The 25,784-nt window shown below is 60.2% G+C and carries 21 protein-coding genes; 16 read left to right on the top strand and 5 right to left on the bottom strand.

Going from position 1 to position 25,784, the window contains the following annotated elements; genetic code table 11:
• The first annotated feature begins 29 nt into the window (after nt 1-29).
• The 5 genes from UIA24_RS06085 to gcvP all read left to right on the top strand — a co-directional run bounded on the left by UIA24_RS06085 (nt 30) and on the right by gcvP (nt 7,334).
• Entirely contained in the window at nt 30-1,031 is a 1,002-nt protein-coding gene (locus tag UIA24_RS06085; RefSeq protein ID WP_102052487.1) for an extracellular solute-binding protein, read from the top strand.
• Between the two features lie 109 nt (nt 1,032-1,140).
• Nucleotides 1,141-2,763: an ABC transporter permease gene (locus tag UIA24_RS06080; protein WP_330522424.1), complete on the top strand. Its 1,623-nt coding sequence runs from the start codon at nt 1,141-1,143 to the stop codon at nt 2,761-2,763.
• Nucleotides 2,764-2,866: 103 nt separating this feature from the next.
• Nucleotides 2,867-3,949 carry a glycine cleavage system aminomethyltransferase GcvT gene (gcvT, locus tag UIA24_RS06075; protein ID WP_065760057.1) on the top strand — a complete coding sequence of 361 codons (1,083 nt, stop codon included), beginning with the start codon at nt 2,867-2,869 and terminating at the stop codon, nt 3,947-3,949.
• A gap of 45 nt (nt 3,950-3,994) precedes the next feature.
• A complete protein-coding gene (gene gcvH, locus UIA24_RS06070; RefSeq protein WP_099776260.1) occupies nt 3,995-4,378 on the top strand; it encodes a glycine cleavage system protein GcvH in 384 nt (127 codons plus the stop codon).
• Between the two features lie 82 nt (nt 4,379-4,460).
• A complete protein-coding gene (gcvP, locus tag UIA24_RS06065) occupies nt 4,461-7,334 on the top strand; it encodes an aminomethyl-transferring glycine dehydrogenase (RefSeq protein ID WP_330522423.1) in 2,874 nt (957 codons plus the stop codon).
• Between the two features lie 83 nt (nt 7,335-7,417).
• Here the strand turns inward: gcvP and UIA24_RS06060 are convergent, their stop codons facing one another.
• The 3 genes from UIA24_RS06060 to UIA24_RS06050 form a co-directional block, all read right to left on the bottom strand.
• Nucleotides 7,418-7,735 carry a DUF2388 domain-containing protein gene (locus tag UIA24_RS06060; protein WP_330522422.1) on the bottom strand — a complete coding sequence of 106 codons (318 nt, stop codon included), beginning with the start codon at nt 7,733-7,735 and terminating at the stop codon, nt 7,418-7,420.
• A gap of 99 nt (nt 7,736-7,834) precedes the next feature.
• Nucleotides 7,835-9,580 (bottom strand): GspE/PulE family protein, encoded by a 1,746-nt coding sequence (locus UIA24_RS06055; protein WP_330522421.1) that lies wholly within the window; start codon nt 9,578-9,580, stop codon nt 7,835-7,837.
• 91 nt (nt 9,581-9,671) lie between these two features.
• Entirely contained in the window at nt 9,672-10,019 is a 348-nt protein-coding gene (locus UIA24_RS06050) for a hypothetical protein (RefSeq protein ID WP_102052483.1), read from the bottom strand.
• Between the two features lie 125 nt (nt 10,020-10,144).
• Between UIA24_RS06050 and UIA24_RS06045 the strand changes: the two genes are divergently transcribed.
• Nucleotides 10,145-10,612: an Lrp/AsnC family transcriptional regulator gene (locus tag UIA24_RS06045; protein ID WP_065760063.1), complete on the top strand. Its 468-nt coding sequence runs from the start codon at nt 10,145-10,147 to the stop codon at nt 10,610-10,612.
• A 3-nt stretch (nt 10,613-10,615) separates the two neighbouring features.
• On the opposite strand, the gene UIA24_RS06040 is transcribed toward UIA24_RS06045, so the two are convergent.
• Complete coding sequence (locus UIA24_RS06040; protein WP_065760064.1) at nt 10,616-11,983, bottom strand: CYTH domain-containing protein; 1,368 nt, start codon at nt 11,981-11,983, stop codon at nt 10,616-10,618.
• Between the two features lie 127 nt (nt 11,984-12,110).
• Between UIA24_RS06040 and argE the strand changes: the two genes are divergently transcribed.
• Nucleotides 12,111-13,268, top strand: a complete 1,158-nt coding sequence (argE, locus tag UIA24_RS06035) for an acetylornithine deacetylase (protein WP_102052481.1) — start codon at nt 12,111-12,113, stop codon at nt 13,266-13,268.
• A gap of 114 nt (nt 13,269-13,382) precedes the next feature.
• Nucleotides 13,383-14,681, top strand: coding sequence for an amino-acid N-acetyltransferase (gene argA / locus UIA24_RS06030; RefSeq protein WP_065760066.1), 1,299 nt, complete (start codon nt 13,383-13,385; stop codon nt 14,679-14,681).
• A 101-nt stretch (nt 14,682-14,782) separates the two neighbouring features.
• Here argA and UIA24_RS06025 read toward each other — a convergent pair whose 3' ends face one another.
• Nucleotides 14,783-16,159, bottom strand: coding sequence for a glutamine synthetase family protein (locus UIA24_RS06025; protein ID WP_065760067.1), 1,377 nt, complete (start codon nt 16,157-16,159; stop codon nt 14,783-14,785).
• Between the two features lie 277 nt (nt 16,160-16,436).
• Here UIA24_RS06025 and UIA24_RS06020 point away from each other — a divergent pair, with 277 nt between their 5' ends.
• The 8 genes from UIA24_RS06020 (at nt 16,437) to UIA24_RS05985 (ending at nt 25,568) form a co-directional block, all read left to right on the top strand.
• The gene (locus tag UIA24_RS06020; protein ID WP_065760068.1) at nt 16,437-17,213 is read left to right on the top strand and encodes a gamma-glutamyl-gamma-aminobutyrate hydrolase family protein; all 777 of its coding nucleotides are present in this window, start codon (nt 16,437-16,439) and stop codon (nt 17,211-17,213) included.
• A gap of 39 nt (nt 17,214-17,252) precedes the next feature.
• Nucleotides 17,253-18,611: a glutamine synthetase family protein gene (locus UIA24_RS06015; protein ID WP_065760069.1), complete on the top strand. Its 1,359-nt coding sequence runs from the start codon at nt 17,253-17,255 to the stop codon at nt 18,609-18,611.
• 47 nt (nt 18,612-18,658) lie between these two features.
• On the top strand, nt 18,659-20,020 hold the full coding sequence (locus UIA24_RS06010) for an aspartate aminotransferase family protein (RefSeq protein ID WP_065760070.1): 1,362 nt from the start codon (nt 18,659-18,661) through the stop codon (nt 20,018-20,020).
• Nucleotides 20,021-20,188: 168 nt separating this feature from the next.
• Nucleotides 20,189-21,286: a polyamine ABC transporter substrate-binding protein gene (locus tag UIA24_RS06005; RefSeq protein WP_102052480.1), complete on the top strand. Its 1,098-nt coding sequence runs from the start codon at nt 20,189-20,191 to the stop codon at nt 21,284-21,286.
• Nucleotides 21,287-21,460: 174 nt separating this feature from the next.
• On the top strand, nt 21,461-22,555 hold the full coding sequence (locus UIA24_RS06000) for a polyamine ABC transporter substrate-binding protein (RefSeq protein ID WP_102052479.1): 1,095 nt from the start codon (nt 21,461-21,463) through the stop codon (nt 22,553-22,555).
• Between the two features lie 60 nt (nt 22,556-22,615).
• Nucleotides 22,616-23,758, top strand: a complete 1,143-nt coding sequence (gene potA / locus UIA24_RS05995) for a polyamine ABC transporter ATP-binding protein (RefSeq protein WP_065760073.1) — start codon at nt 22,616-22,618, stop codon at nt 23,756-23,758.
• The gene (locus UIA24_RS05990; RefSeq protein WP_102052478.1) at nt 23,755-24,675 is read left to right on the top strand and encodes an ABC transporter permease subunit; all 921 of its coding nucleotides are present in this window, start codon (nt 23,755-23,757) and stop codon (nt 24,673-24,675) included. The genes potA and UIA24_RS05990 overlap by 4 nt, the downstream gene beginning before the upstream one ends.
• Entirely contained in the window at nt 24,672-25,568 is an 897-nt protein-coding gene (locus UIA24_RS05985; protein WP_330522420.1) for an ABC transporter permease subunit, read from the top strand. Before UIA24_RS05990 ends, UIA24_RS05985 begins: the two co-directional genes overlap by 4 nt.
• The last annotated feature ends 216 nt before the right edge of the window (nt 25,569-25,784 follow it).

Below are 25,784 nucleotides of genomic sequence, written 5' to 3'. Positions count from 1 at the left end.
GCCTTTCTTGTCTTTCGAGGACCGCTTCCATGTTGTCACGCAAGCATTTACTGGCCGCCCTGGCATTGACCCTGTTCGGTAGCACCGCCCAGGCAGCGGATGAAGTGGTGGTGTACTCCTCGCGAATTGATGAGCTGATCAAGCCGGTATTTGATGCCTACACGGCCAAGACTGGTGTGAAGGTCAAGTTCATTACCGACAAGGAAGCACCGCTGATGCAGCGGATCAAGGCCGAGGGCGAGAATGCCACCGCCGACCTGCTGCTCACCGTCGATGCGGGCAACCTCTGGCAGGCCGAGCAAATGGGCATCCTGCAGCCGATCCAGTCGTCGGTGATCGATGCCAACATCCCGTCTCAATATCGTGCCTCGTCCCATGACTGGACAGGCCTGAGCCTGCGCGCACGAACCATTGTCTACTCCACCGAGCGGGTCAAGCCGGAAGAGCTGAGCACCTACGAGGCACTGGCCGACAAGCAATGGGAAGGCCGCCTGTGCCTGCGTACCGCGAAGAAGGTCTACAACCAGTCGTTGACCGCCACCCTGATCGAGACCCATGGCGCCGAGAAAACCGAACAGATCATCAAGGGCTGGGTGAACAACCTGTCCACAGACGTCTTCTCTGACGATACGGCCTTGCTGCTGGCGATCAAGGCCGGTCAGTGCGATGTCGGTATCGTTAACACCTATTACTACGGTCGCTTGCACCAGCAGGACCCGCAACTGCCGGTCAAGCTGTTCTGGCCTAACCAGGCGGACCGCGGTGTTCACGTCAACCTCTCGGGTATCGGCCTGACCAAGTACGCGCCCCATCCAGAGGCAGCCAAGGCCCTGGTCGAGTGGATGACCGGTGCGGATGCACAGAAGATGTTCGCGAGTATCAACCAGGAGTTCCCGGCCAACCCGAAGGTTGCACCGTCCGAGGAAGTCGCCGCCTGGGGAACCTTCAAGGCTGACGCCCTCCCGGTGGAAGTCGCAGGCAAGCGTCAGGCTGAAGCGATTCGCTTGATGGACCGGGCTGGCTGGAACTAAGCCCCAGGCTTTATGCTTGTTCGACCCTTTGCGGCTTCATCGCCGGCAAGGCCAGCTCTGATGGGCAGGTGTTGCCGGCGACAGTCATTAAAACCTAGAGCATCGCCCTTTGGCCCACCCTGCCCAACGCCGCTGGTATCCCCTGGTTTTCGCCGTTGTCACCTTGGTGCTGTTGCCGATCAGTGTTCTGCTCCTGTCCTGGGAGACGATTGACCGGCAGATCTGGTCGCACCTGCTCGAAACCCAGATGTCCCGCCTGTTGGGCAATACCGCCACACTGGTCGTCGGTGTCGGCATGGGTGTCACCCTGTTGGGCGTCAGCCTGGCCTGGTTGACCAGCCTTTGTGAGTTTCCCGGGCGTCGTTGGCTCGATTGGGCCTTGATGCTGCCCTTCGCCATCCCGGCCTATGTACTGGCGTTCGTCTTTGTCGGCTTGCTGGATTTTTCCGGACCAGTGCAAACCCTGCTGCGCGAGTGGTTCGGGCCGATGCGTCTGCCTCGGGTGCGTTCCACCGGTGGCGTGATCACGGTGCTGGTGCTGGTGTTCTACCCCTACGTCTACCTGCTGGCTCGCACTGCGTTCATTGCTCAAGGCAAGGGTTTGATGGAGGCCGCGCGGGTATTGGGGCATTCGCCGTTGCAGGCGTTCTGGCGGGTTGCACTGCCCATGGCGCGTCCTGCGATTGGTGCAGGCGTGGCATTGGCACTCATGGAGACCCTGGCGGACTTCGGTGCGGTCTCGGTGTTCAACTTCGATACGTTCACCACGGCCATCTATAAAACCTGGTACGGCTTCTTCAGCCTTTCCAGTGCGGCACAACTGGCCAGCCTGTTATTGCTGGCGGTCATGCTGGTGCTGTACGGCGAGCGCCGGGCACGTGGTGCAACCCGCAGTGGCAGTGAGCGGCCACGGGGCAAGGCCTTGTATCACCTGCGCGGGGTCAAGGCGTTTGCAGCGACCGGTTGGTGCCTGCTGGTCTTTGCCTGTGCGTTCGTCATCCCGGTGCTGCAACTGCTGGTGTGGTTCTGGCAGCGTGGTCGTTTCGACCTTGACGAGCGCTATGCCGGGCTGATTGTGCACACCCTCTACCTGGGCGCCATGGCGGCGTTGATCACGGTCTGTGTGGCACTGATGCTGGCATTTGCCCGACGGCAGGCGCCCACGCGCGGTATCCGGGCTGGCGTCAGCCTGGCTAACCTTGGTTACGCCTTGCCGGGATCGGTACTGGCTGTGTCGATCATGTTGGCGTTCAGCTACCTGGACAAGCAACTGGTCATCCCGCTGTCCAGCTGGCTGGGTGGCGCTGGCAAGCCGTTACTGCTGGGCAGCCTCAGTGCATTGATACTGGCATACCTGGTGCGATTCGTGGCTGTTGCCTATGGGCCTTTGGAAAGCAGCCTTGCGCGGGTTAGGCCTTCGCTGCCGGAAGCTTCGCGCAGCCTTGGGGTTGCGGGGCCGCGCCTGTTCTTCAAGGTCTACCTGCCGTTGTTGGTGCCTGGTGCGCTGAGCGCGGCGCTGTTGGTGTTTGTCGACGTACTCAAGGAAATGCCTGCTACCTTGCTACTGCGGCCCTTTGGCTGGGACACGCTAGCGGTGCGGGTCTTTGAAATGACCAGTGAGGGCGAGTGGGCACGTGCTTCGCTGCCTGCGCTAACCCTGGTGTTGGTCGGCCTGTTGCCGGTTATCGGGCTGATTCGACGGTCTGCTCGGCACCCCGGCCAAGCGCACTGAGGGTGTAAGCATCCAGCCTTGCAGCTACAATGCGCGGCATTCGCTACGTCGGTGGCTGCACTGCCGCCGGTCGTAGCCTCGCCACGCGCGGAAGGAGAAACCCATGGGACTGCGTACGCCTCTTTATGACCTGCATTTGGCGCTTGGCGCCAAGATGGTCGATTTTGGCGGTTGGGACATGCCCCTGCATTACGGCTCGCAAGTCGAGGAGCACCATCAGGTGCGTCGCGACTGCGGGGTTTTCGATGTATCTCACATGACCGTGATTGATATCGGCGGCGCTCAGGCAGCGGCGTGGCTGCAGTATGTGCTGGCCAACGATATCGAGCGCCTGAGTGCCACAGGCAAAGCCCTGTACAGCACCCTGCTCAATGAGCAAGGTGGGGTGATCGACGACATGATCGTCTATCGCTGTGATGACGGTTATCGTCTGGTGGTCAACGCTGCGACCCGCGACAAGGACCTGGCCTGGCTACAAGCGTGCCGGGTTGGTTTTGACGTGAGTATCCAGGAGCGCACGGATTTGGCGATCCTGGCGGTCCAAGGGCCTCATGCCCGCGAAAAGGTCGCAGATCTGGTGACTGCCGCACGTGCGGCATTGATTCGCGAACTCAAGCCGTTCGAGGGCCTGGTCGACGGTGACTGGTTTATCGCTCGTACCGGTTATACCGGCGAAGATGGTTTGGAAATCATGCTGCCAGCAGTTCAGGCGCCCGGGTTCTTCAACGACCTGGTCGGTGCCGGTATTGCCCCGAGTGGGCTGGGCGCACGCGATACCTTGCGTCTTGAGGCGGGTATGAACCTCTATGGCCAGGATATCGACGAAGCGCATTCTCCGCTGACCTCGAACCTCGCCTGGAGCATTGCCTGGGAGCCGGCGACGCGAGACTTCATCGGTCGTGCCGCGCTTGAGGCCGAGCGTGATGCCGGGCCGAAGCTTAAGCTGGTGGGCCTGGTGCTGGAGGAGCGCGGGGTGTTACGTGCTCACCAGGTCGTGCGTATCAGTGAAATTGGCGAAGGAGAGATCACCAGTGGTAGCTTCTCCCCTACGCTGAGCAAATCGATTGCTCTGGCACGGGTGCCAATGGCGACTGCCGATCGCGCTGAAGTCGAGATCCGTGGTCGCTGGTACCCGGTGCGAGTGGTCAAGCCAACGTTCGTGCGGCATGGCAAGATTCTGATCTGAATTTTTTCTGGCGGGCCGACCGCTGACCTTATCGAGGACAACAATATGAGCGATATCCCTGCCGAACTGCGTTTTGCCGATAGTCATGAGTGGGCCCGTCTGGAAGCTGACGGTAGTGTCACGGTTGGCATCAGTGACCACGCTCAGGAAGCCTTGGGCGATGTGGTATTCGTTGAGCTGACCGAAGTGGGCATGGTGTTTGCCGCTGGCGATACCGCCGGTGTGGTCGAGTCGGTCAAGGCCGCTTCGGACATCTACGCCCCGATCAGCGGCGAAGTCATCGCGGTCAACGAGGATTTGAGCGACAGCCCTGAGTCGCTGAACAGCGATCCGTATGGCGCCTGGATCTTCAAGCTGAAGCCAGCCGATCCGGCTGAACTGGACAAGCTGCTCGACGCGGCAGGCTACAAAGCGCTCATCGGCGAATAGTTTTCCGACACAAGCGGCAATCTCTTCCTAGACTCAATATGCCTCGGCTGGTCGAGGCTTGGTCTAGGAAGAGAGAGCCGCTATGTCCCAGTCGCCGTCCCTGAGCCAACTGTACGACGCCAATCCTTTCCTGCGTCGCCACCTGGGGCCTGACCCCAGCGAGCAGCAGGCCATGCTCGAAGCCCTTGGCCTGGGCAGTCGTGTCGAGCTTATCGAACAGACCGTCCCACCCGGCATTCGCCTGAACCGCCCCCTCGACTTGCCGCCCGCCCTCGATGAAGAGGCCGCGCTGGCGAAGCTGCGTGGCTACGCCGAGCAAAACCAGATCTGGACCAGCCTTATCGGCATGGGCTACCACGGTACCCTCACGCCAACGGTGATCCTGCGTAACGTCCTGGAAAATCCCGGTTGGTACACGGCCTATACGCCGTATCAGCCCGAGATTGCCCAAGGGCGACTGGAGGCTTTGCTGAACTTTCAGCAGATGATCATTGACCTCAGCGGGCTGGACCTGGCGAACGCCTCGCTCCTTGATGAAGCCACGGCTGCCGCCGAAGCGATGGCCTTGGCTCGCCGCGTTGCCAAGTCGAAGAGCAACGTGTTTTTTGCCGATGAGCACTGCCATCCACAAACCCTCTCGGTATTGCAGACCCGCGCCGACGGTTTTGGTTTTGAACTGGTCATCGACGCTGTGGATAACCTCGCCAAATACGCTGTGTTCGGTGCCTTGTTGCAGTACCCCGACACCCATGGCGAGGTGCGCGACCTGAGGCCGTTTATCGAACAGCTGCATACGCAGCAGGCACTGGCGTGTGTCGCCGCCGACCTGCTGAGCCTGGTGCTGTTGGCGCCACCGGGCGAGCTGGGGGCCGACGTGGTGCTGGGGTCTACCCAGCGCTTTGGTGTGCCGATGGGCTATGGCGGGCCGCATGCGGCTTATTTCGCTTGTCGTGACGAGTTCAAGCGGGCGATGCCGGGGCGGATCATCGGCGTGTCCAAGGACGCCCGTGGCAACCTCGCGCTGCGCATGGCACTGCAGACCCGTGAGCAGCATATTCGTCGGGAGAAGGCCAACTCGAACATCTGCACGGCGCAAGTGCTGCTGGCCAATATCGCCGGATTCTATGCGGTCTACCATGGGCCGGAAGGCCTGAAACGGATTGCCCAGCGGGTACACCGATTGACCTTCATCCTGGCGGCCGGGCTGGAGAGCAAGGGTATCAAGCGGCTCAATGAGCATTTCTTCGATACCCTGACCCTGGAAGTGGGCGGCAGCCAGACTGCGATCATCCAGAGCGCCGAGGCGGCGCAGATCAACCTGCGGATTCTGGGGCGCGGCCAACTGGGTGTCAGCCTCGATGAAACCTGCAACGAAGGCACGGTGCTGCGCCTGTTCGATATCTTTCTGGGCGCCGACCATGGCCTGGACATCGCGACCCTCGATACCCATGCCCTGCCTGAGGGGATACCCGCGGCGTTGGTGCGCCGCTCGGCCTACCTGACGCACCCGGTATTCAATCTGCACCACAGCGAAACCGAGATGCTGCGCTACCTCAAACAGTTGGAGAACAAGGATCTGGCGCTGAACCAGTCGATGATTCCACTGGGTTCTTGCACCATGAAGCTCAATGCCAGCAGCGAGATGATCCCCATTACCTGGCCAGGTTTTGCACAGCTGCATCCGTTCGCCCCCGCCGCGCAGGTGCAGGGCTACAAGGCCATGATCGACGAACTGGAGAGTTGGCTCTGCGCGATTACCGGTTTCGACGCGGTCTGCATGCAGCCCAACTCCGGTGCCCAAGGTGAATATGCCGGGTTGATGGCGATTGCCAAGTACCATCGCAGCCGCCAGCAGGGCCAGCGCGATATCTGCCTGATCCCCGCCTCAGCTCATGGGACCAACCCGGCGTCTGCACAAATGGCCGGCATGCAGGTGGTCATCGTTGACTGTGACAAGGACGGCAACGTCGACCTGACCGACCTCAAGGCCAAAGCCAAGGCGGCAGGTCAGCGCCTGTCCTGCCTGATGGCGACCTACCCCTCGACCCACGGTGTGTATGAAGAGGGGATTGTCGAGATCTGCGACGTTATCCACAGCCATGGTGGTCAGGTTTACATGGACGGGGCCAATCTCAATGCTCAGGTCGGCCTGACCCGGCCGGCCGATATCGGTGCCGATGTGTCGCACATGAACCTGCACAAGACTTTCTGCATTCCCCATGGTGGCGGTGGCCCGGGTATGGGGCCGATTGGTGTCCGGGCCCACTTGGCGCCCTTTGTCGCCAGCCACCCGGTGGTGCCGGTGCCGGGGCCTGACCCGAAGAACACGGCAATCAGCGCCGCGCCCTGGGGTAGCGCGAGTATCCTGCCGATCAGCTGGATGTACATCGCAATGATGGGGCCGCAATTGGCGGACGCCAGCGAGGTGGCGATCTTGTGTGCCAACTACCTGGCGCAGCAATTGGGCGGGGCGTTTCCGGTGCTCTATCGCGGTCGCAATGCGCGGGTGGCGCATGAGTGTATTCTCGATTTGCGGCCGTTGAAGGCCCTGACCGGCATTACCGAAGAGGATGTCGCCAAGCGCCTGATGGATTACGGATTCCATGCCCCGACCATGTCCTTTCCGGTGCCTGGCACGCTGATGGTCGAGCCTACGGAGAGTGAGTCAAAGGCGGAACTGGACCGCTTTATCGAAGCGATGCTGAGTATCCGCGCAGAAATTGCCGAAGTGCAGAACGGTAACTGGCCAGCAGAAGACAACCCACTTAAAGGCGCGCCGCATACCCTGGCAGACGTTGTCGGCGTATGGGAGCGGCCATACAGCATTGCGCAGGCGGTGACGCCCAGCACGCATGCCCGGCTGCACAAGTACTGGCCTGCGGTGAACCGGGTCGACAACGTGTATGGCGACCGCAACCTGTTCTGCGCGTGTGTACCGGTAGAGGACTACCGCTGAAGGGCTGGTCGCGGCGCCTTGATCGCGGGCAAGCCCGTTCCTACAGGGTTTGTGGGAGGCTTGCCTGCGATGGTTTTGGCGGGTTATTCGTTGGCGCCGGCGTTTTTCGCCAGGATGGCGTTGGCCAGCTCCATGTCGCTGGCTTTCAGCCTTGGGTTGTCGGCCCGCACTTTCTGGATGGCCGCTTCGAGGTAAGGTCCGCGAATGCTGCCTTCGCTTGCGACGAAGCTGCCCGCGTCGTCTTGAGCCGCAACGATCAACTTGTGATCCCTGAACGTCAGGTAGGTAGAGGCGGTGGTTGCACCCGAGGAAATAACGTCGCGCCAGAAGGTGTCGGCCAAGGCAGCGCCGAAGGGCAGGGACAGTAATGCAAGTGTTGCTACAGCACGCTTGAAGCGCATGGTGGGTGACTCCAACATTGGGGGGTGATCTAGCGGGTTTGATCTTGTCACCCCTCGGCAAGTTCCCTGGCTCTCAACGGGCCGATGAACGTACGTTGATCATGGCGCGACCCTGATAATTTCCGCCACGCTGGTAAGGCCCGCGGCGACCTTTTGCGCGCCGTTCAAGCGCAGGCTACGCATCCCTTCGGCAAGCGCCTGGTGACGTAACGCCTGAGCGTCGCCGTCGGCACAGATCAATGGCTTGAGCGACTCGCTCAAGGGCAGCAGTTCATGGATGCCAGTACGCCCCCGGTAGCCGGTGTGTCGGCAGGCAGGGCAGCCCGCCGCCTGCTTGGCCTCAGTGGGTAACGGCCACTGCTGGGGCTGGACCAGGGTATGCCAATCCTGTTCGGACAGGGTTGCGGGCACTTTGCAGGCGTGGCAGAGGGTGCGGATCAGGCGTTGGGCCATTACCCCGATCAACGTTGCACGGATCAGGTAGTGCGGGATGCCCAGCTCCAGCAAACGGCCAATGGCAGTACAGGCATCGTTGGTGTGCAAGGTGGACAGCACCAAGTGACCGGTCAGCGCTGCCTGGATGGCCATCTGTGCGGTCTCCAGGTCGCGTATCTCCCCGATCATGATGATGTCCGGGTCCTGGCGCAGCAGTGCGCGTACACCATTGGCGAAACACAGGTCGATGGCCGGGTCGACCTGCATCTGATTGAACGCGGGTTCGACCATTTCGATCGGGTCTTCGAGGGTGCAGAGGTTGACCTCAGGCGTTGCCAGTTGCTTGAGGCTGGCATACAAGGTGCTGGTCTTGCCGGAGCCGGTCGGCCCGGTGACCAGGACGATCCCGTGGTTGTGTTCCAGCATGCGTTGCCAGCATGCCAGCTCATCGCCGACCAGGCCCAACTGCTGGAAATCCCGCTGCAGCAGCTCAGGGTCGAAAATCCGTAGCACCAGCTTTTCACCGAAGGTGGTCGGCAGGGTGGACAGGCGTATTTCCACCTCACTGCCGGCGGGTGTTCGAGTCTTCAGCCGACCGTCTTGTGGGCGGCGTTTTTCTGCGACATTCATGCGTCCCAGGCTTTTCAGCCGGCTTACCGCCGCCAGCGTCACCCACGGTGGGAACCGGTAGGCCTCATGCAGCACGCCGTCGATACGAAAGCGTACGCCGCCCTGCTCGCGGCGAGGTTCGATATGGATATCGCTGGCGCGCTGCTCGAAGGCGTACTGCAGCAGCCAATCGACGATGCTCACAATGTGCGTGTCGTTGGCGTCCGCTTCCTGGTGTGCGGTGCCAAGGTCGAGCAGGTGCTCGATGCTGGCAGCGGGCCGGGCGATTTCCAGTTGGCAGGCGCTGTTGACCGAACGGGCGACATTGAAAAACTCCCGGCTCAGGTTGCGGATGCGTTCAGGGCTGGCGATTACCCGCTTGATCTGCCGTTTGAGGACGTGGGCCAAGTCGCTCTCCCAGCTGCGTACAAACGGTTGTGCACTGGCCACCGTCACGCTGTCGGCATCCACCGCGACTGCAAGTATGCCGTGGCGCTGGGCAAATGCTGCAGACATCAGGGCGGTAACGTGGGCTGCATCAATGCGCATCGGGTCGATGCACAGGTAGGGTTGGCCAGCATCGGCGGCCAGCCATTGGCACAGCCCTTCCAGCTCCAGCACCTGGCCAGGCTGGCGCGCGTCGGGCAGCCTGCGGCGGGCGATGACCTCCAGCGGATGGTCAGGGTCGTCGGCGGTTGGCACAACACGTTGGGCGTCTTCGGCGTGGATGACGTGTTGTGCAACCAGTGCATCCAGCAGGGTAACAAGGTCGAGTGGGCGATCCTCTGCGAGCGCGGGCATGGGGCTTCCTTGCAGGTCGGTTATGGCCTGTCAAGGCTAGTTGCTGCCGTGCTCGACGGTCGGGCGCAAGGTTTTCCGGGTATGTCGTGGCTCAGCGTGCGGGTCGTGATCCGAAGGCGCTGACCGGTGGCAGGCAGGGCTCAAGGTGTACCTCGACAACACTGATCAGGTTGCGCATTTTTTGCGCAATGAGTTCGGCGCGATGCCAGCTCAGGCCGCCGATCTGTACCTCAATGTGCATCAGCTCATCTTCTTGTTTCATCTGTAGCTGTTGAGGCACGAGGAACTGTAATGCGAACAGATTGAGAATACGGCACAGGCTGTCCGGCTCGGCTTCAGCCTGCAATCGGTACTGAACGTGTGCGTGCGTGGCATTGCTGGCCCACGCGTCGGTGCGCAGCGCAGTGACAGGGTGGTCCAGCCGTTCGAGTGCGCTCATGGAATTCTCCGAAGTTGATGAGAAGATTTTTGCATGATGCGCGGGGTATTTTTTCTCTATGATCCGCAGTTATTACCATCAATTGAATTGATTAATTCTTGAATAAGTCGTCTGGAGAAAAAATTATGCAGAGCGAGTTAGATGCCTATGACCGACGCATCCTGGCCCTGCTGCAGGAGGATGCTTCGCTGTCCAGCGCGCAGATTGCCGAGCGTGTGGGGTTGTCACAGTCGCCCTGCTGGCGGCGTATACAGCGTATGAAGGAGGAAGGGATTATTCGCGGGCAGGTGACCCTGCTCGACCGCAAGAAAATCGGCCTGAACACTCAGATCTTTGCCGAGGTCAAACTCAACGCCCACGGGCGTTCAAACTTCACCGAGTTCACCGAGCAGATTCGCGGCTTCCCTGAAGTTCTGGAGTGTTACGTGCTGATGGGGGCTGTGGATTTTCTCTTGCGTATTGTCACCCCGGACATCGAAGCCTACGAACGGTTCTTCTTCGAAAAGCTGTCGATGGTGCCGGGGATCCAGGAAGTCAACTCGATCGTGGCCTTGTCTGAAATCAAGTCCACGACGAGTCTGCCGGTGCTCTGAGGCTTACTTGCGCAGCAGGTATTTCCAGGCACGGCTTTGGAACACGGCAATGGCCTGTTGTACCCGGGCATCCAGAGCTTCGTCGTTGATGGGCTGATGGGCCAGGTGTTGCAGCTTGTTCAGCTCGCCGTACAGGCGGTCGACTTCCGGCACCTCAAGCACGTTGCGGGCGTGATGCAGCCAGGCCAGCAGGCGTTCGATGCGTGGCAGTTGCTCGGCCAGGTCTTCAGGCTGCTGCTGGTAGCGCGGCAGTTGCAGGGCCTGGGCTTCCTCGGCCAGCAGGTGGGTCAGCCAGTTACCCAGTTGCGCAGCGCCCTGGCGATTGCCACGGTTGTTGCGCTCGACTGTCCAGGCACGGGCCAGCAGCCAGCGCGAGGTGTCCAGAGAGAACTGGCCCCAGCGGGTTTCCAGCAGCTCTTCAGCGAACTGTTCCGGTGCGGCACGACGGACGTCTTCGTCCTCCAGGCCGGCCTGTACCAGCGGCTTCCAGTCTTCCAGCAGGGCGTCGAGGCTGTTGCGCAGCTCGCGGGTGCTGGCGCGTGGCGCAGCCTGGCCCAGGCTGCTGGCCAGGGCACGCAGTTCGGTCAGGTTCTCGACCCAGTCCTGCAGCAGGCGCCAGTGGCCATTGAAGCGGTACTGCTCGGCCAGTCGCTGGCTGCTGCCCAGCAACTGCCAGCCCAGTGCGGCGAAGGCGTCGTCCAGGGTCATTTCGGCGTTCAGTTCCGCCGCGGGCAGGCTCAGGTCATAGCTGGCCGGGTCGAGCAGGCGGTAGCCACGCTCGGCCTTGCTGATATCACAGGGCATCATCGGCAGGCTGGCGGCGAGTTCGGCGGCCAGCTCCAGCAGGGCTTCGGCGGGGCCTTCACGCAGTTCCAGCTCCAGTTCGCAGATCTCTTCGTGCTGCTTGCCGACGATGACCTTGCCCAGGTCCAGGGCCGCTTCGATCACGACCTTGGCCTTGCCACGGCCCCAGGCAATTTCCGCGTATTCGCGGGTGAAGTCGGTGCTGAACAGTGGCTTGATGGTTTTCTTGTCGACCTCGGCCAGTTGTTCTGGCCAGCACTGTGCGTCGAGTTTCTTCAGGTCCAGCTTGGTTTTTTCCAGGTGCCATTCGTATTCATGGCGCTCGGACAGGCCGGCAACGCTTTGACCACGGGTCTTGAGGGTCTGGATGATGACCTCGCCATCGCGGCGCAAACGCAGGGCGACCTTGGCCGCAGCCAGGTCGCGCTCAGGCGTGTCGAAGTACTGGTTGAGCAGCTCGCGCTGCTGCCAGCCGGACTTGTTGCGCTTCTTCAGCAATGGGTGTTCGCGCAGGGCCGCGAGGGTGTCGCGGCTGACCCGCAGTTTGATTTCGGTTTCTTTATGCATTGCTGGGCAATCCGGCGTCGGATGACAGGGGGCGTCTTGGCCGTGCAGTGTACAGGAGTCGGCCGCAGACGGTTTATTCCAGATGCCCGATGGCCCTATGATGAGGTCCGACCCGAGGAGAATCCGCATGCCGTTGCCGCCGCTCAAAGACCAGTTTGCCGCGCTGATTGCCGCACCCTCGGTCAGTTGCACTCAAGCCGCGCTGGATCAATCCAACCGTGCGGTGATCGACTTGCTCGCCGGTTGGCTGGGCGACCTCGGTTTCGCCTGCGAGATCCAGCAGGTGAACCCCGGAAAATTCAACCTGCTGGCCAGCTATGGCAGCGGCCCGGGCGGGCTGGTGCTGGCCGGGCACAGCGACACCGTGCCGTTCGACCCGCAACTGTGGCAGACCGACCCGCTGAAGCTGACCGAGGTGGACGGGCGCTGGGTGGGCCTGGGTAGCTGTGACATGAAAGGCTTCTTTGCATTGATCATCGAAGCGGTGCGCACCCTGCTCGATCAACCGTTCAAGCAACCCCTGCTGATTCTCGCGACCTGCGACGAGGAAAGCTCGATGGCGGGGGCCCGGGCGTTGGCGGCGGCGGGGCGGCCATTGGGGCGCGCGGCGGTGATTGGTGAACCCACCGGGCTGCGGCCGATCCGCCTGCACAAAGGCGTGATGATGGAGCGCATCGATATTCTCGGGCGCAGTGGCCATTCGTCGGATCCGCGCCTGGGCCATAGTGCTCTGGAGGCGATGCATGAGGCGATGGGCGAATTGATGGGCCTGCGTCGGCAATGGCAGCGCGAGTTCAACAATGCGCAGTTCAGTGTCCCCCAGCCGACCCTGAACTTTGGCTGCATTCATGGTGGCGACAACCCCAATCGCATCTGTGGCCAATGTGCTCTGGAGTTCGACCTGCGGCCGTTGCCCGGCATGGACCCGGAAGCGTTGCGTGCCGCCATTCGTGGCAAGCTTCAGCCGTTGGCCGAGCGTCATCAGGTGCGTATCGACTATGCGCCATTGTTTCCCGAGGTGCCGCCGTTTGAGCAGGCGGCTGATGCCGAACTGGTGCGTCTGGCCGAACGTCTTACCGGGCATAGTGCTGAAGCAGTAGCCTTTGGCACCGAAGCGCCTTATCTTCAGCGCCTGGGGTGCGAGACCCTGGTGCTTGGCCCAGGCGACATCGCCTGTGCGCATCAGCCGGGTGAGTACCTCGAAATGTCACGCTTGCAGCCTACCGTGCGTCTATTGCGTGAGTTGATCGAACATTATTGCCTCAGCCCGGCTGTTGCCCGCTGAGTTCAACTGTATTTTTTCAAGGAGAGTACGCGTGACGCCAAGCCTGTTCCGACGATAACCCTTCGAGCGCTGTGTGTTGTTCCGCCTTTGTTCAATTTTTTACAGGCTCTGGTTATGCACGATTACGTCAACTGGCTGCGTCACGCTTCGCCTTACATCAACGCCCACCGGGACTGCACGTTTGTCGTCATGCTCCCTGGCGATGGGGTTGAACACCCTAATTTTGGCAACATTGTCCACGACCTGGTGCTGCTGCACAGCCTGGGTGTGCGCCTGGTACTGGTGCACGGTTCGCGCCCACAGATCGAGAGCCGCCTGGCGGCACGTGGCCTCACGCCGCATTACCACCGTGGCATGCGCATTACTGATGCCGCGACCCTGGAATGCGTGATCGATGCTGTCGGGCACCTGCGGATTGCCATCGAGGCGCGGTTGTCGATGGACATGGCAGCCTCGCCGATGCAGGGCTCGCGCCTGCGGGTGGCGGCCGGCAACCTGGTGACTGCAAGGCCGATTGGAGTAGTTGAAGGCATCGACTATCACCACACTGGCGAAGTGCGCCGGGTCGACCGCAAAGGTATCAACCGGCTGCTCGACGAGCGTTCGATCGTGTTGCTGTCGCCACTGGGCTACTCGCCCACCGGCGAAATTTTCAACCTGGCCTGCGAAGACGTCGCGACCCGCGCCGCCATAGACCTGGGTGCCGATAAACTGCTGTTGTTCGGTGCCGAGCGTGGCTTGATCGACGAGAACGGCAACCTGGTGCGTGAGCTTCGCCCGCAGCAGGTACCGGCGCATCTGCAACGGCTGGGCAGCGATTATCAGGGCGAGTTGCTGGATGCGGCTGCCGAGGCATGCCGTGGCGGCGTAGCGCGCAGCCATATCGTCAGTTATGCCGAAGACGGTGCCTTGCTGACGGAGCTGTTCACCCGTGACGGTGGCGGTACGCTGGTTGCCCAGGAGCAGTTCGAGAAGGTCCGCGAGGCGGCCATCGAGGATGTCGGTGGCTTGCTCGAGCTGATCAGCCCGTTGGAGGAGCAGGGGATTCTGGTGCGTCGTTCGCGCGAGGTGCTGGAGCGTGAGATCGAGCAATTCAGTGTGGTTGAACGCGAGGGCATGATCATCGCCTGTGCTGCGCTTTACCCGATTGCCGATTCCGATGCGGGTGAACTGGCGTGCCTGGCGGTCAACCCCGAGTACCGCCATGGGGGGCGCGGTGATGAACTGCTCGAGCGTATCGAGACGCGCGCGCGGGCAATGGGCCTGAAGACCCTGTTCGTATTGACGACCCGTACTGCGCACTGGTTCCGTGAGCGCGGGTTCTCCCCAAGTGGCGTCGAACGCCTACCGGCGGCGCGGGCGTCACTGTACAACTTCCAGCGTAATTCGAAGATCTTCGAGAAAGCCCTCTGAGGTTATCGCCGGTAGAGCCGGCGATAACGAGACAGCAGGCGCATAAAAAAACGCCGTCGACCCAGCGGGCCGACGGCGTTTTTCAGTGCAGCGCAAACCGTTTACACGGTGTGCAGGTACCAGTTGTACTCGAGGTCGGAGATCGAGTGTTCGAACTCTTCCAGCTCACTTTCCTTGCACGCGACAAAGATGTCGATGTACTTCGGATCGATGTACTTGGCCATGATCTCGCTGTCGTCCAGCTCGCGCAGGGCATCGCGCAGGTTGTTCGGCAGGCTCTGCTCGTTCTGCTCGTAGGAGTTGCCTTCCACCGGCGCACCGGGCTCGACCTTGTTGGTCAGGCCGTGGTGTACGCCCGCCAGGACGGCCGCCATCAGCAGGTACGGGTTGGCATCGGCACCGGCAACGCGGTGTTCGAGGCGCACGGCGTCGGAGCTGCCGGTTGGTACGCGCAGCGCCACGGTACGGTTGTCCAGGCCCCAGCTCGGCGAGTTCGGTACGTAGAACTGTGCACCGAAACGGCGGTACGAGTTGACGTTCGGGCAGAGGAACGCCATCGACGCGGGTAGGGTCTCGAGCACACCGCCGATCGCGTGACGCAGTGCGGCGTTCTGCTCGGGATCCTCACTGGCGAAGATGTTCTTACCATCTTTATCCAGTACGGAAATATGGACGTGCAGACCGTTACCCGCCTGGCCTGGGTAAGGCTTGGCCATGAAGGTGGTGTCCATCTCATGGTCGTAGGCGATGTTCTTGATCAGTCGCTTGAGCAGTACCGCATAGTCACAGGCCTTGAGCGGGTCTGGGACGTGGTGCAGGTTCACTTCGAACTGTGCCGGGGCGCTTTCCTTGACGATGGCGTCGGCAGGGATGCCCTGTTCCTTGGCCCCTTCGAGGATGTCCTGAAGGCAGTCGACATACTCGTCGAGGTCGTCGATCAGGTAAACCTGAGTCGAAATCGGACGCTTGCCGGAGATTGGCGAGCGCGGCGGTTGTGGACGGCCGTTCACGTTCTCCTGGTCGATCAGGTAGAACTCAAGCTCGAAGGCGGCGCAGATGGTCAGGCCCAGTTCATCGAATTTGGTCACGACCTGACGCAGGACTTCCCGAGGGTCGGCGAAGAACGGCTCACCTTCCAGCTCGTGCATGGTCATCAGCAGCTGCGCGGTAGGGCGCTTCTGCCAGGGTTCGTTGGAGAGAGAGCCCGGGATCGGATAGCAGATCCGGTCGGCGTCGCCGATATCCAGGCCCAGGCCGGTGCTTTCCACCGTCGAGCCGTTGATGTCCAGGGCAAAGAGTGAGGCCGGCAGGTTGATGCCTTTCTCGTAAACCTTGTGGAGGCTGGTGCGTTCGATGCGTTTGCCACGCACCACACCATTCATATCCGCAATCAGAAGGTCAACGTACAGAACCTCAGGATGTTCCTTAAGGAACGCGTTCGCTTCGTTAAGCTGAACGGCACGCGGGGGTACCGACATGATGCAACACCTTTGTTGTTAAATATATCAATCAATGGGGGCTTGCAGCTCCAGTCAATCCGAAAGCCACCCTTAAGTCAAGCTGACCCAATGATGCCCTAAAACGGCGCCTCAGCGGCACTTTTGCTGCAATTGAGGGCGCCGATAGCCCGTCCATCGGGTAAACAGGGGTGATGCTGAGCAGGCCGTGTTCTATTTTTTACGGGGGTGTTGTGTAAAAAAATGAACAAGGCTAAGCTCGAACGTAACCCATAACAGCAATAATACCGGGGGTTACATGTCTCGCATGCCGATAATCGGCGTGACCGCCTGCACCAAGCAGATCGGTCTGCATGCTTTCCACATCAGTGGCGACAAGTACGTGCGCGCAGTTGCGCTGGCAGCCAAAGGCTTGCCATTGATTCTGCCGTCGCTGGCGGAACTGCTCGACCCGGCTGAAATAATTGACGGCCTGGACGGGCTGCTCTTTACCGGCTCCCCCTCAAATATAGAACCTCATCACTACCAAGGGCCGGCCGATGGCCCGGGCACCCCTCACGATCCTCAGCGTGATCACACCACGCTGCCGTTGTTGCGTGCTGCGGTTGCTGCTGGCGTACCCGTACTGGGCATCTGCCGTGGCTTCCAGGAACTGAATGTGGCGTTCGGTGGCAGCCTGCACCAGAAGGTTCATGAAACCGGAACCTTCATGGATCACCGTGAACCTTCAAACGAACCGGTCGAAGTCCAGTATGCCCCAAGCCATACCCTGTGGGTTCAACCTGGCGGTGTACTGGCCGGTTTGGGCCTGGCATCCGAGATTCAGGTCAACTCTATCCATGGTCAGGGCATCGCACGTTTGGCTCCAGGCCTGCGTATCGAGGCTGTGGCCCCAGACGGTTTGATTGAAGCGATATCAATTGAAGGTAGCACGGCTTTTGCTTTGGGGGTGCAATGGCACCCCGAATGGCACGTGATGTCCAATCCGGACTATCTGGCCATTTTCAAGGCGTTTGGCGATGCCTGCCGAAAGCGGGCCAGTCAGCGTGATGCCAATTCATCGCACCGCGCCTGACGCCACCTTAATAGAAGCAGGTTACCTTCAGAGGTGTTTATGAGTACCAATCTCGATCAGCTCACCGATTGGTTGAAAGAGCACAAGATCACTGAAGTCGAGTGTTTGATCAGCGATCTCACCGGGATTACCCGCGGCAAGATCTCGCCTACCAACAAGTTCATTGCCGAGAAAGGCATGCGCTTGCCCGAGAGCGTCCTGCTGCAGACGGTCACTGGCGATTACGTCGATGACGACATTTATTATGAACTGCTCGACCCTGCCGACATCGACATGATCTGCCGCCCCGACGAGAACGCAGTGTTTCTTGTCCCGTGGGCCATCGAGCCTACTGCACAGGTGATTCACGACACCTATGACAAGTTTGGCAGCCCGGTCGAACTGTCACCGCGTAACGTCCTGAAGAAGGTGCTCAAGCTGTATGCCGACAAAGGTTGGCAGCCGATCGTCGCGCCAGAGATGGAGTTCTACCTGACCAAGCGTTGCGAAGACCCGGACTTCCCGTTACAGCCACCGGTCGGTCGCTCTGGTCGCCCGGAAACCGGTCGCCAGTCGTTTTCCATCGAAGCAGCCAACGAATTCGACCCGCTGTTCGAGGATGTCTACGACTGGTGCGAACTGCAGAACCTGGACCTCGATACGCTGATCCACGAGGACGGCACGGCACAGATGGAGATCAACTTCCGTCATGGTGACGCGCTGTCCCTGGCCGACCAGATCCTGGTGTTCAAACGCACCATGCGTGAAGCCGCGCTCAAGCATAACGTCGCCGCCACGTTCATGGCCAAGCCGATGACGGGCGAGCCAGGCAGCGCGATGCACCTGCACCAGAGTGTGGTGGACGTGCAGACCGGAAAGAACATCTTCTCCAATGACGACGGCAGCATGAGCGACCTGTTCCTCTACCACATCGGTGGTCTGCAGAAGTTCATTCCCGAGCTGTTGCCGCTGTTCGCGCCCAACGTCAACTCGTTCCGGCGTTTCCTGCCTGATACCTCGGCACCGGTGAACGTCGAATGGGGCGAGGAAAACCGTACTGTCGGTTTGCGGGTTCCAGATGCCAGCCCGCAGCATCGCCGCGTCGAGAACCGTCTGCCGGGCGCCGACGCCAACCCGTACCTGGCAATCGCTGCCAGCCTGCTGTGTGGCTACATCGGCATGGTGGAGCGCATCAACGCCAGTGCGCCGGTGCAGGGGCGCGGCTATGAGCGACGCAACCTGCGCCTGCCTTTGACCATCGAGGATGCGTTGGAGCGGATGGAAAACTGTAAGGCCCTGGAGAAGTACCTGGGCAAGAAATTCATCACAGGCTACGTGGCGACCAAGCGCGCCGAGCATGAAAACTTCAAACGCGTAATCAGCTCTTGGGAACGAGAGTTCCTGCTGTTCGCGGTCTGATCAACCCGGGGCCGCAGGAGCGCGGCCGCCAGCAATTGGAGAAGCACATGAGCGTCAAGAACCCGCAAACCCGTGAATGGCAAGCCTTGAGCGGCGAGCACCACTTGGCCCCTTTCAGCGACTATAAACAGTTGAAGGAGAAAGGCCCGCGCATTATTACCAAGGCCAAGGGTGTGTACTTGTGGGACAGCGAGGGCAACAAGATCCTCGATGGCATGGCCGGGCTTTGGTGTGTGGCGGTTGGCTACGGTCGTGAAGAGCTGGTGAAAGCGGCCAGCGACCAGATGCGTGAGCTGCCTTACTACAACCTGTTCTTCCAGACCGCTCACCCACCGGCACTGGAGTTGGCCAAAGCCATTTCCGCGGTTGCTCCGAAGGGTATGAGCCATGTGTTCTTCACCGGTTCCGGCTCCGAAGGTAACGACACCGTACTGCGTATGGTGCGCCATTACTGGGCGCTCAAAGGCAAGCCGCAGAAGAAGGTGATCATCGGTCGCGTTAACGGCTACCACGGTTCGACTGTCGCGGGCGCCAGCCTGGGTGGCATGGCCTTCATGCACGAGCAGGGCGACCTGCCGATTCCGGGCATCGTGCACATTCCGCAACCTTACTGGTTCGGTGAGGGCGGCGACATGACCCCGGACGAGTTTGGCGTCTGGGCGGCCGAGCAGCTGGAGAAAAAGATTCTCGAAGTGGGTGAGGACAACGTTGCGGCCTTCATTGCCGAGCCGATTCAAGGGGCCGGTGGCGTGATTATTCCGCCAGAAACCTACTGGCCCAAGGTCAAGGAAATCCTCGCCAAGTACGAGATTCTTTTCGTTGCAGACGAAGTGATCTGTGGCTTTGGTCGCACCGGTGAGTGGTTCGGTTCCGATTATTACGACCTCAAACCTGACCTGATGACCATCGCCAAGGGCCTGACCTCCGGTTACATCCCCATGGGCGGCGTTATCGTGCGTGACGAAGTGGCCCGCGTGGTCACTGAAGGCGGCGACTTCAACCACGGCTTCACCTACTCAGGCCACCCGGTGGCCGCTGCAGTAGGCCTGGAAAACCTGCGCATTCTGCGTGACGAGAAGGTCATCACGCACGTTCATGAGGAAACGGCACCGTATTTGCAAAAGCGTCTACGCGAGCTAAACGATCACCCGCTGGTGGGTGAAGTTCGTGGCTTGGGGATGCTCGGTGCGATCGAACTGGTCAAGGACAAAACGACCCGTGCGCGCTATGAAGGCAAAGGCGTGGGCATGATCTGCCGGCAGTTCTGCTTCGACAACGGGCTGATCATGCGCGCTGTAGGCGACACCATGATCATTGCGCCGCCGTTGGTGATCACGCGTGAAGAGATCGATGAGCTGGTGGAAAAGGCACGTAAATGCCTGGACCTGACCTATGAGGCGATCCAGTAAGCCTGCTGCTAGGCTAGCGTTGTGACATTAAGGGGGTTCAGGGTTGCTCTTTCCTTGAAAGAGCGCCTTGTACCTTGCCAGACTAGCGGCTGTTTCAGTCGCCTAGTGCCTGCGCCGAAGGTCCCGGTTGCTGAACAGATGGTCAATAAAAATTCTGGAGCATTACGCATGAAGAAATTGGGCAAGACGCTGTTGGCAATGTCCCTGATGGGGGCAATGGCCAGTGCTGTTCAGGCAGAAGACAAGACGCTGCACGTGTACAACTGGTCTGACTACATTGCAGCAGACACCATCGCCAAGTTCGAAAAGCAGTCGGGCATCAAGGTGGTCTACGACGTTTTCGACAGTAACGAAACGCTGGAAGCCAAGTTGCTGGCCGGTAAATCCGGTTACGACGTGGTCGTACCTTCGAACAACTTCCTGGCCAAGCAGATCAAGGCCGGGGTTTACCAGGAGCTGGACAAGTCCAAGCTGCCGAACTGGAAGAACCTCGATACCGACCTGCTCAACGCCGTTGGCAATGCCAGCGACAAGGGCAACGTGCACGCCTTCCCTTACATGTGGGGCACGATCGGCATCGGCTACAACCCGGAGAAGGTCAAGGCTGCGCTGGGCGTCGACAAGATCGATTCCTGGGACGTGGTGCTCAAGCCGGAGAACATCGCCAAGCTCAAGAGCTGCGGCGTGAGCTTCCTCGATTCGCCGACCGAGATGATTCCGGTAGCGCTGCACTACCTCGGCTACCCGACCGATTCCCAGGACAAGAAGCAGTTGGCTGAGGCCGAAGCGCTGTTCCTGAAAATCCGCCCTTCGATCGCTTACTTCCACTCCTCCAAGTACATCTCGGACCTGGCCAACGGCAACATCTGCGTCGCCGTGGGTTACTCGGGTGACCTGGAACAGTCCAAGGCGCGTGCTCATGAAGCTGGCGACAAGGTCAAGATCAGCTACGCCATTCCGAAAGAAGGCGCGGGCAGCTTCTATGACATGGTCGCGATTCCAAAGGATGCCGAGAACCTCGACGCAGCCTATCAGTTCATGAACTTCCTGATGCAGCCGGAAATCATGGCCGAGATCACCAACGCCGTACGCTTCCCGAACGGCAACAAAGCGGCAACGCCGCTGGTGGACAAGGACATCTCTGGCGATCCGAGCATTTACCCGTCGGATGAAGTGAAGGCCAAGCTGTATGCAATCAGCGACCTGCCGCCGGCTACCCAGCGGATCCTGACGCGCAGCTGGACCAAGATCAAGTCGGGCAAATAAGCCTGGGTTGACCCGCTGAGCGCTGCCCGGAAGCTCTAGGGCAGCGCTTTCGCGGGAGGTGAGGGCAAATATTTTTTGCCGGTTGGGTGTATCGAAGGTAAGTTGCGCGCCGGTTTGGTTATCCGGCAGAGCATTCTGTCGTTTAGCTCGGGCACTATTGAGAGGACCTTCCACTTGTCTATTTCTGTATTTCGCAAGGCCTTGATGGCTGGAGCGGGTCTGACGCTGGCGATCAGCGTCCAAGCGGCGCCCACGGTGCACATTTACAACTGGTCGGATTATATCGGCCAGACCACACTGGCAGATTTTGAGAAAGAAACCGGTATCAAGCCGTTGTATGACGTGTTTGATTCCAATGAAACCCTGGAAGGCAAACTACTGGCCGGTCGTTCCGGCTATGACGTGGTCGTGCCGTCCAACCATTTCCTCGGCAAGCAGATCAAGGCGGGTGCGTTCCAGAAACTCGACAAATCGCTGCTGCCGAACTGGCAGAACCTCGATCCTGCTCTGCTCAAGCGCCTGAACAAGAACGACCCGGGCAACCAGTATGCGGTGCCTTACCTGTGGGGCACCAACGGCATTGGTTACAACGTCGATAAGGTCAAGGCCGTGCTGGGTACCGACAAGATCGACTCGTGGGCCATGCTGTTCGAGCCGGAAAACATCAAGAAGCTGTCCGCGTGCGGTGTCGCGTTCCTCGACTCCCCGGACGAGATGCTCCCAGCAGTGCTCAATTACATGGGCCTGGACCCCAACAGTACCAACCCGGCCGACTATAAAAAGGCCGAGGCCAAGCTGATGGCGGTACGCCCTTACGTGACCTATTTCCACTCGTCCAAGTACATCTCGGACCTGGCCAACGGCGACATCTGTGTGGCTGCTGGCTTCTCCGGCGATGTATTCCAGGCCAAGTCCCGCGCTGAAGAGGCGGGCAAGGGTGTGCAGGTGGCGTATGCAATTCCCAAGGAGGGCGGCAACCTCTGGTTCGACATGCTGGCGATTCCCAAGGACGCCGGCAATCTCAAAGAGGCGCACGCTTTCATCAACTATTTGCTCAAGCCTGAGGTTATTGCCCAGGTCAGCGATTACGTCGGTTATGCCAACCCGAATCCAAAGGCTGGCGATCTGATGGACCAGAGCGTTAGGACCGACGCAGCGGTTTATCCACCGCAAGAGGTGCTGGACAAGTTGTACGTCAATGCTGAGTTGCCACCCAAGGTGCAACGTTTGATGACCCGTAGCTGGACCAAGGTCAAGTCGGGCAAATGAGTATCCAGGGCCCGTCACGGCAGGGGCGGGCTGCAAAAATTCTTGTTGGGAGTTTCACACATGGCTGTTGCCTCCGGTGCCTATAAAAAAGCCCTCGATGGCGGCCAGCAACCTAAACAGGTGCTGGTGAAGATCGATCGGGTTACAAAAAAGTTCGACGAAACGGTCGCCGTGGACGATGTGTCCCTGGAAATCCGCAAGGGCGAGATCTTCGCCCTGCTGGGTGGCTCCGGCTCGGGTAAATCCACATTGCTGCGGATGTTGGCCGGTTTCGAGCGTCCGACCGAAGGCCGCATCTTCCTCGATGGTGTCGACATCACCGATATGCCGCCTTATGAACGGCCGATCAACATGATGTTCCAGTCCTATGCGCTGTTCCCGCACATGACCGTTGCGCAGAACATCGCGTTCGGCCTGAAGCAGGACCGCATGCCGGCTGCCGAGATCGACGCCCGTGTGGCCGAGATGCTCAAGCTGGTGCACATGACCCAGTATGCCAAGCGCAAGCCGCACCAGCTTTCCGGCGGTCAGCGTCAACGTGTGGCCCTGGCCCGCTCCTTGGCCAAACGGCCAAAACTGCTGTTGCTCGACGAGCCAATGGGCGCACTGGACAAGAAGTTGCGTTCGCAGATGCAACTGGAACTGGTGCAGATCATCGAGCGCGTGGGGGTGACCTGCGTGATGGTGACCCACGACCAGGAAGAGGCCATGACCATGGCCGAGCGCATTGCGATCATGCACCTGGGCTGGATCGCCCAGATCGGTAGCCCGATCGACGTCTACGAGACCCCGACCAGCCGCCTGGTCTGTGAGTTCATCGGCAACGTCAACCTGTTCGAAGGCGAAGTGGTGGACGATGCCGAAAGCTATGCGCTGATCTCCAGCCCCGAGCTTGAGCGCGGCATCTACGTTGGCCACGGCGTCACTACCTCGGTGGAAGACAAGCACATCACCTATGCGCTGCGCCCAGAGAAGCTGCTGGTAACCACCGAGCAACCGTCATGTGAGCACAACTGGTCGCGCGGCAAGGTTCACGATATTGCCTACTTGGGTGGCCATTCGGTGTTCTACGTCGAGTTGCCGAGCGGCAAGGTGGTGCAGTCGTTCGTTGCCAACGCCGAACGCCAGGGAACCCGGCCGACCTGGGGTGACCAGGTCTATGTGTGCTGGGAAGATGACTCCGGTGTGGTATTGCGCTCATGAAAATTCGAAAACTGAAGCGCGCTTTCCAGCGCCTGGTTCCCGAGGGGCGTCACCTGGTCATTGGTGCGCCATTCCTGTGGCTGTTCCTGTTCTTCATGCTGCCGTTCTTCATCGTGCTGAAGATCAGCTTTGCCGAAGCGGACGTCGCTATTCCGCCGTACACCGAGATCTACACCTTCGTCGAGCAGAAACTCGAGCTGGTGCTGAACCTCGGCAACTACGCCATGTTGACCGACGACGAACTGTACCTGTCGGCCTACCTGGGCTCGTTGAAGATGGCTTTCATCAGCACGCTGCTGTGCTTGTTGATTGGCTTTCCGATGGCCTACGCCATCGCCAATGCGCGCAAGGAAACCCAGACGGTCCTGCTGCTGCTGATCATGATGCCGACCTGGACCGCGATCCTGATTCGGGTCTATGCCTGGATGGGCATCCTCAGCAACAACGGCCTGCTTAACGGCTTCTTGATGACCATGGGCTTTATCGACGAGCCGTTGCAGATCCTCAACACCAACCTGGCGGTTTACATCGGTGTGGTGTACTCGTACCTGCCGTTCATGATCCTGCCGCTGTATGCCAACCTGGTGAAGCACGACCCAAGCCTGCTTGAGGCCGCTTCCGACCTGGGTTCCAGCACCTTCAACAGCTTCTGGAAAATCACCGTGCCGCTGTCCAAGAACGGGATCATCGCCGGTTGCATGCTGGTGTTCATTCCGGTGGTGGGTGAGTTCGTCATCCCAGAACTGCTCGGCGGCCCGGAAACCCTGATGATCGGTAAAGTGCTGTGGCAAGAGTTCTTCAACAACCGTGACTGGCCAGTGGCTTCGGCACTGGCGGTAGTGATGCTGGCGATCCTGATCGTACCGATCCTGCTCTTCAACCGTAGTCAGGCCAAAGAGATGGAGGGTCGGGCATGAAGCGTTTCAGTTTCTCCAAGCTGATGCTGGTAGTGGGCTTGCTGTTCATCTACCTGCCGATGCTGATCCTGGTGATCTACTCGTTCAACGCCTCCAAGCTGGTGACGGTCTGGGGCGGCTGGTCGGTGAAGTGGTACGTTGGCCTGCTCGACAACAGCCAGTTGATGGGCTCGGTGGCGCGCTCGCTGGAAATCGCCTGCTACACCGCGATTGCCGCCGTGGTGCTCGGTACCCTGGCGGCTTTCGTGCTGACCCGGGTAACCCGCTTCAAGGGCCGTACCCTGTTTGGTGGCCTGGTCACTGCGCCATTGGTCATGCCTGAGGTGATTACCGGCCTGTCGCTGCTGCTGCTGTTCGTGGCAATGGCACAGATGATCGGCTGGCCGCAGGAGCGCGGTATCCTCACCATCTGGATTGCGCACACCACCTTTTGCTCTGCCTATGTAGCGGTTGTGGTGTCGGCACGCCTGCGCGAGCTGGACCTGTCTATCGAAGAGGCTGCAATGGACCTGGGTGCGCGGCCATGGAAGGTGTTCTTCCTGATCACCATTCCGATGATCGCGCCTTCGCTGGCAGCGGGCGGCATGATGTCCTTTGCCCTGTCGCTGGACGACCTGGTATTGGCCAGCTTCGTCTCCGGCCCGGGCTCGACCACCCTGCCGATGGAAGTTTTCTCGGCTGTGCGTCTGGGCGTGAAGCCGGAAATCAACGCGGTGGCCAGCTTGATTCTGCTGTCGGTGTCGTTCGTGACCTTCCTGGTCTGGTACTTCAGCCGTCGGGCCGAAGAGCGCCGCCGTCGGGCTATCCAGCAAGCCATCGAGGAAAGTGCAGCCGACTCGTGGAAGCAGCCGGACGTGCGTCGCGCGCCGGCACCTGCTGCCGTTTCGGTGTAAGTGCAAGCAAGCGCATACGTCAGCTGGCGTATGCGCTTGCGCAATGATGGTATCGCCGAAAAGGTCGCCCCTCACCCGGGCGGCCTTTTCTGTCTCTCTGATCTGAATCAACATTTCCTTTTGACCTACGCAATGTAGCGTCGATTCCTGCATTCCTTCGCTGGCTTCGCAAGCGGCGCTTGTAACCCTGATCTACGCTAACACTCGCATCCTCTC

It is taken from the genome of Pseudomonas sp. AL 58, from assembly GCF_036348395.1.
In the GTDB taxonomy this organism is placed as follows: domain Bacteria; phylum Pseudomonadota; class Gammaproteobacteria; order Pseudomonadales; family Pseudomonadaceae; genus Aquipseudomonas; species Aquipseudomonas defluvii.
The sequence above is the reverse complement of the archived record's forward strand: the minus strand, read 5'-3'. Positions and strand labels throughout refer to the sequence as shown.

Bases quoted from the DNA above. Each gene is read 5' to 3' on its own strand.
- UIA24_RS06085 (WP_102052487.1), top strand. From the start codon at position 30: ATGTTGTCACGCAAGCATTTACTGGCCGCCCTGGCATTGACCCTGTTC.
- gcvT (WP_065760057.1), top strand. From the start codon at position 2,867: ATGGGACTGCGTACGCCTCTTTATGACCTGCATTTGGCGCTTGGCGCC.
- gcvH (WP_099776260.1), top strand. From the start codon at position 3,995: ATGAGCGATATCCCTGCCGAACTGCGTTTTGCCGATAGTCATGAGTGG.
- gcvP (WP_330522423.1), top strand. From the start codon at position 4,461: ATGTCCCAGTCGCCGTCCCTGAGCCAACTGTACGACGCCAATCCTTTC.
- UIA24_RS06060 (WP_330522422.1), bottom strand. From the start codon at position 7,735: ATGCGCTTCAAGCGTGCTGTAGCAACACTTGCATTACTGTCCCTGCCC.
- UIA24_RS06055 (WP_330522421.1), bottom strand. From the start codon at position 9,580: ATGCCCGCGCTCGCAGAGGATCGCCCACTCGACCTTGTTACCCTGCTG.
- UIA24_RS06050 (WP_102052483.1), bottom strand. From the start codon at position 10,019: ATGAGCGCACTCGAACGGCTGGACCACCCTGTCACTGCGCTGCGCACC.
- UIA24_RS06045 (WP_065760063.1), top strand. From the start codon at position 10,145: ATGCAGAGCGAGTTAGATGCCTATGACCGACGCATCCTGGCCCTGCTG.
- UIA24_RS06040 (WP_065760064.1), bottom strand. From the start codon at position 11,983: ATGCATAAAGAAACCGAAATCAAACTGCGGGTCAGCCGCGACACCCTC.
- argE (WP_102052481.1), top strand. From the start codon at position 12,111: ATGCCGTTGCCGCCGCTCAAAGACCAGTTTGCCGCGCTGATTGCCGCA.
- argA (WP_065760066.1), top strand. From the start codon at position 13,383: ATGCACGATTACGTCAACTGGCTGCGTCACGCTTCGCCTTACATCAAC.
- UIA24_RS06025 (WP_065760067.1), bottom strand. From the start codon at position 16,159: ATGTCGGTACCCCCGCGTGCCGTTCAGCTTAACGAAGCGAACGCGTTC.
- UIA24_RS06020 (WP_065760068.1), top strand. From the start codon at position 16,437: ATGTCTCGCATGCCGATAATCGGCGTGACCGCCTGCACCAAGCAGATC.
- UIA24_RS06015 (WP_065760069.1), top strand. From the start codon at position 17,253: ATGAGTACCAATCTCGATCAGCTCACCGATTGGTTGAAAGAGCACAAG.
- UIA24_RS06010 (WP_065760070.1), top strand. From the start codon at position 18,659: ATGAGCGTCAAGAACCCGCAAACCCGTGAATGGCAAGCCTTGAGCGGC.
- UIA24_RS06005 (WP_102052480.1), top strand. From the start codon at position 20,189: ATGAAGAAATTGGGCAAGACGCTGTTGGCAATGTCCCTGATGGGGGCA.
- potA (WP_065760073.1), top strand. From the start codon at position 22,616: ATGGCTGTTGCCTCCGGTGCCTATAAAAAAGCCCTCGATGGCGGCCAG.
- UIA24_RS05990 (WP_102052478.1), top strand. From the start codon at position 23,755: ATGAAAATTCGAAAACTGAAGCGCGCTTTCCAGCGCCTGGTTCCCGAG.
- UIA24_RS05985 (WP_330522420.1), top strand. From the start codon at position 24,672: ATGAAGCGTTTCAGTTTCTCCAAGCTGATGCTGGTAGTGGGCTTGCTG.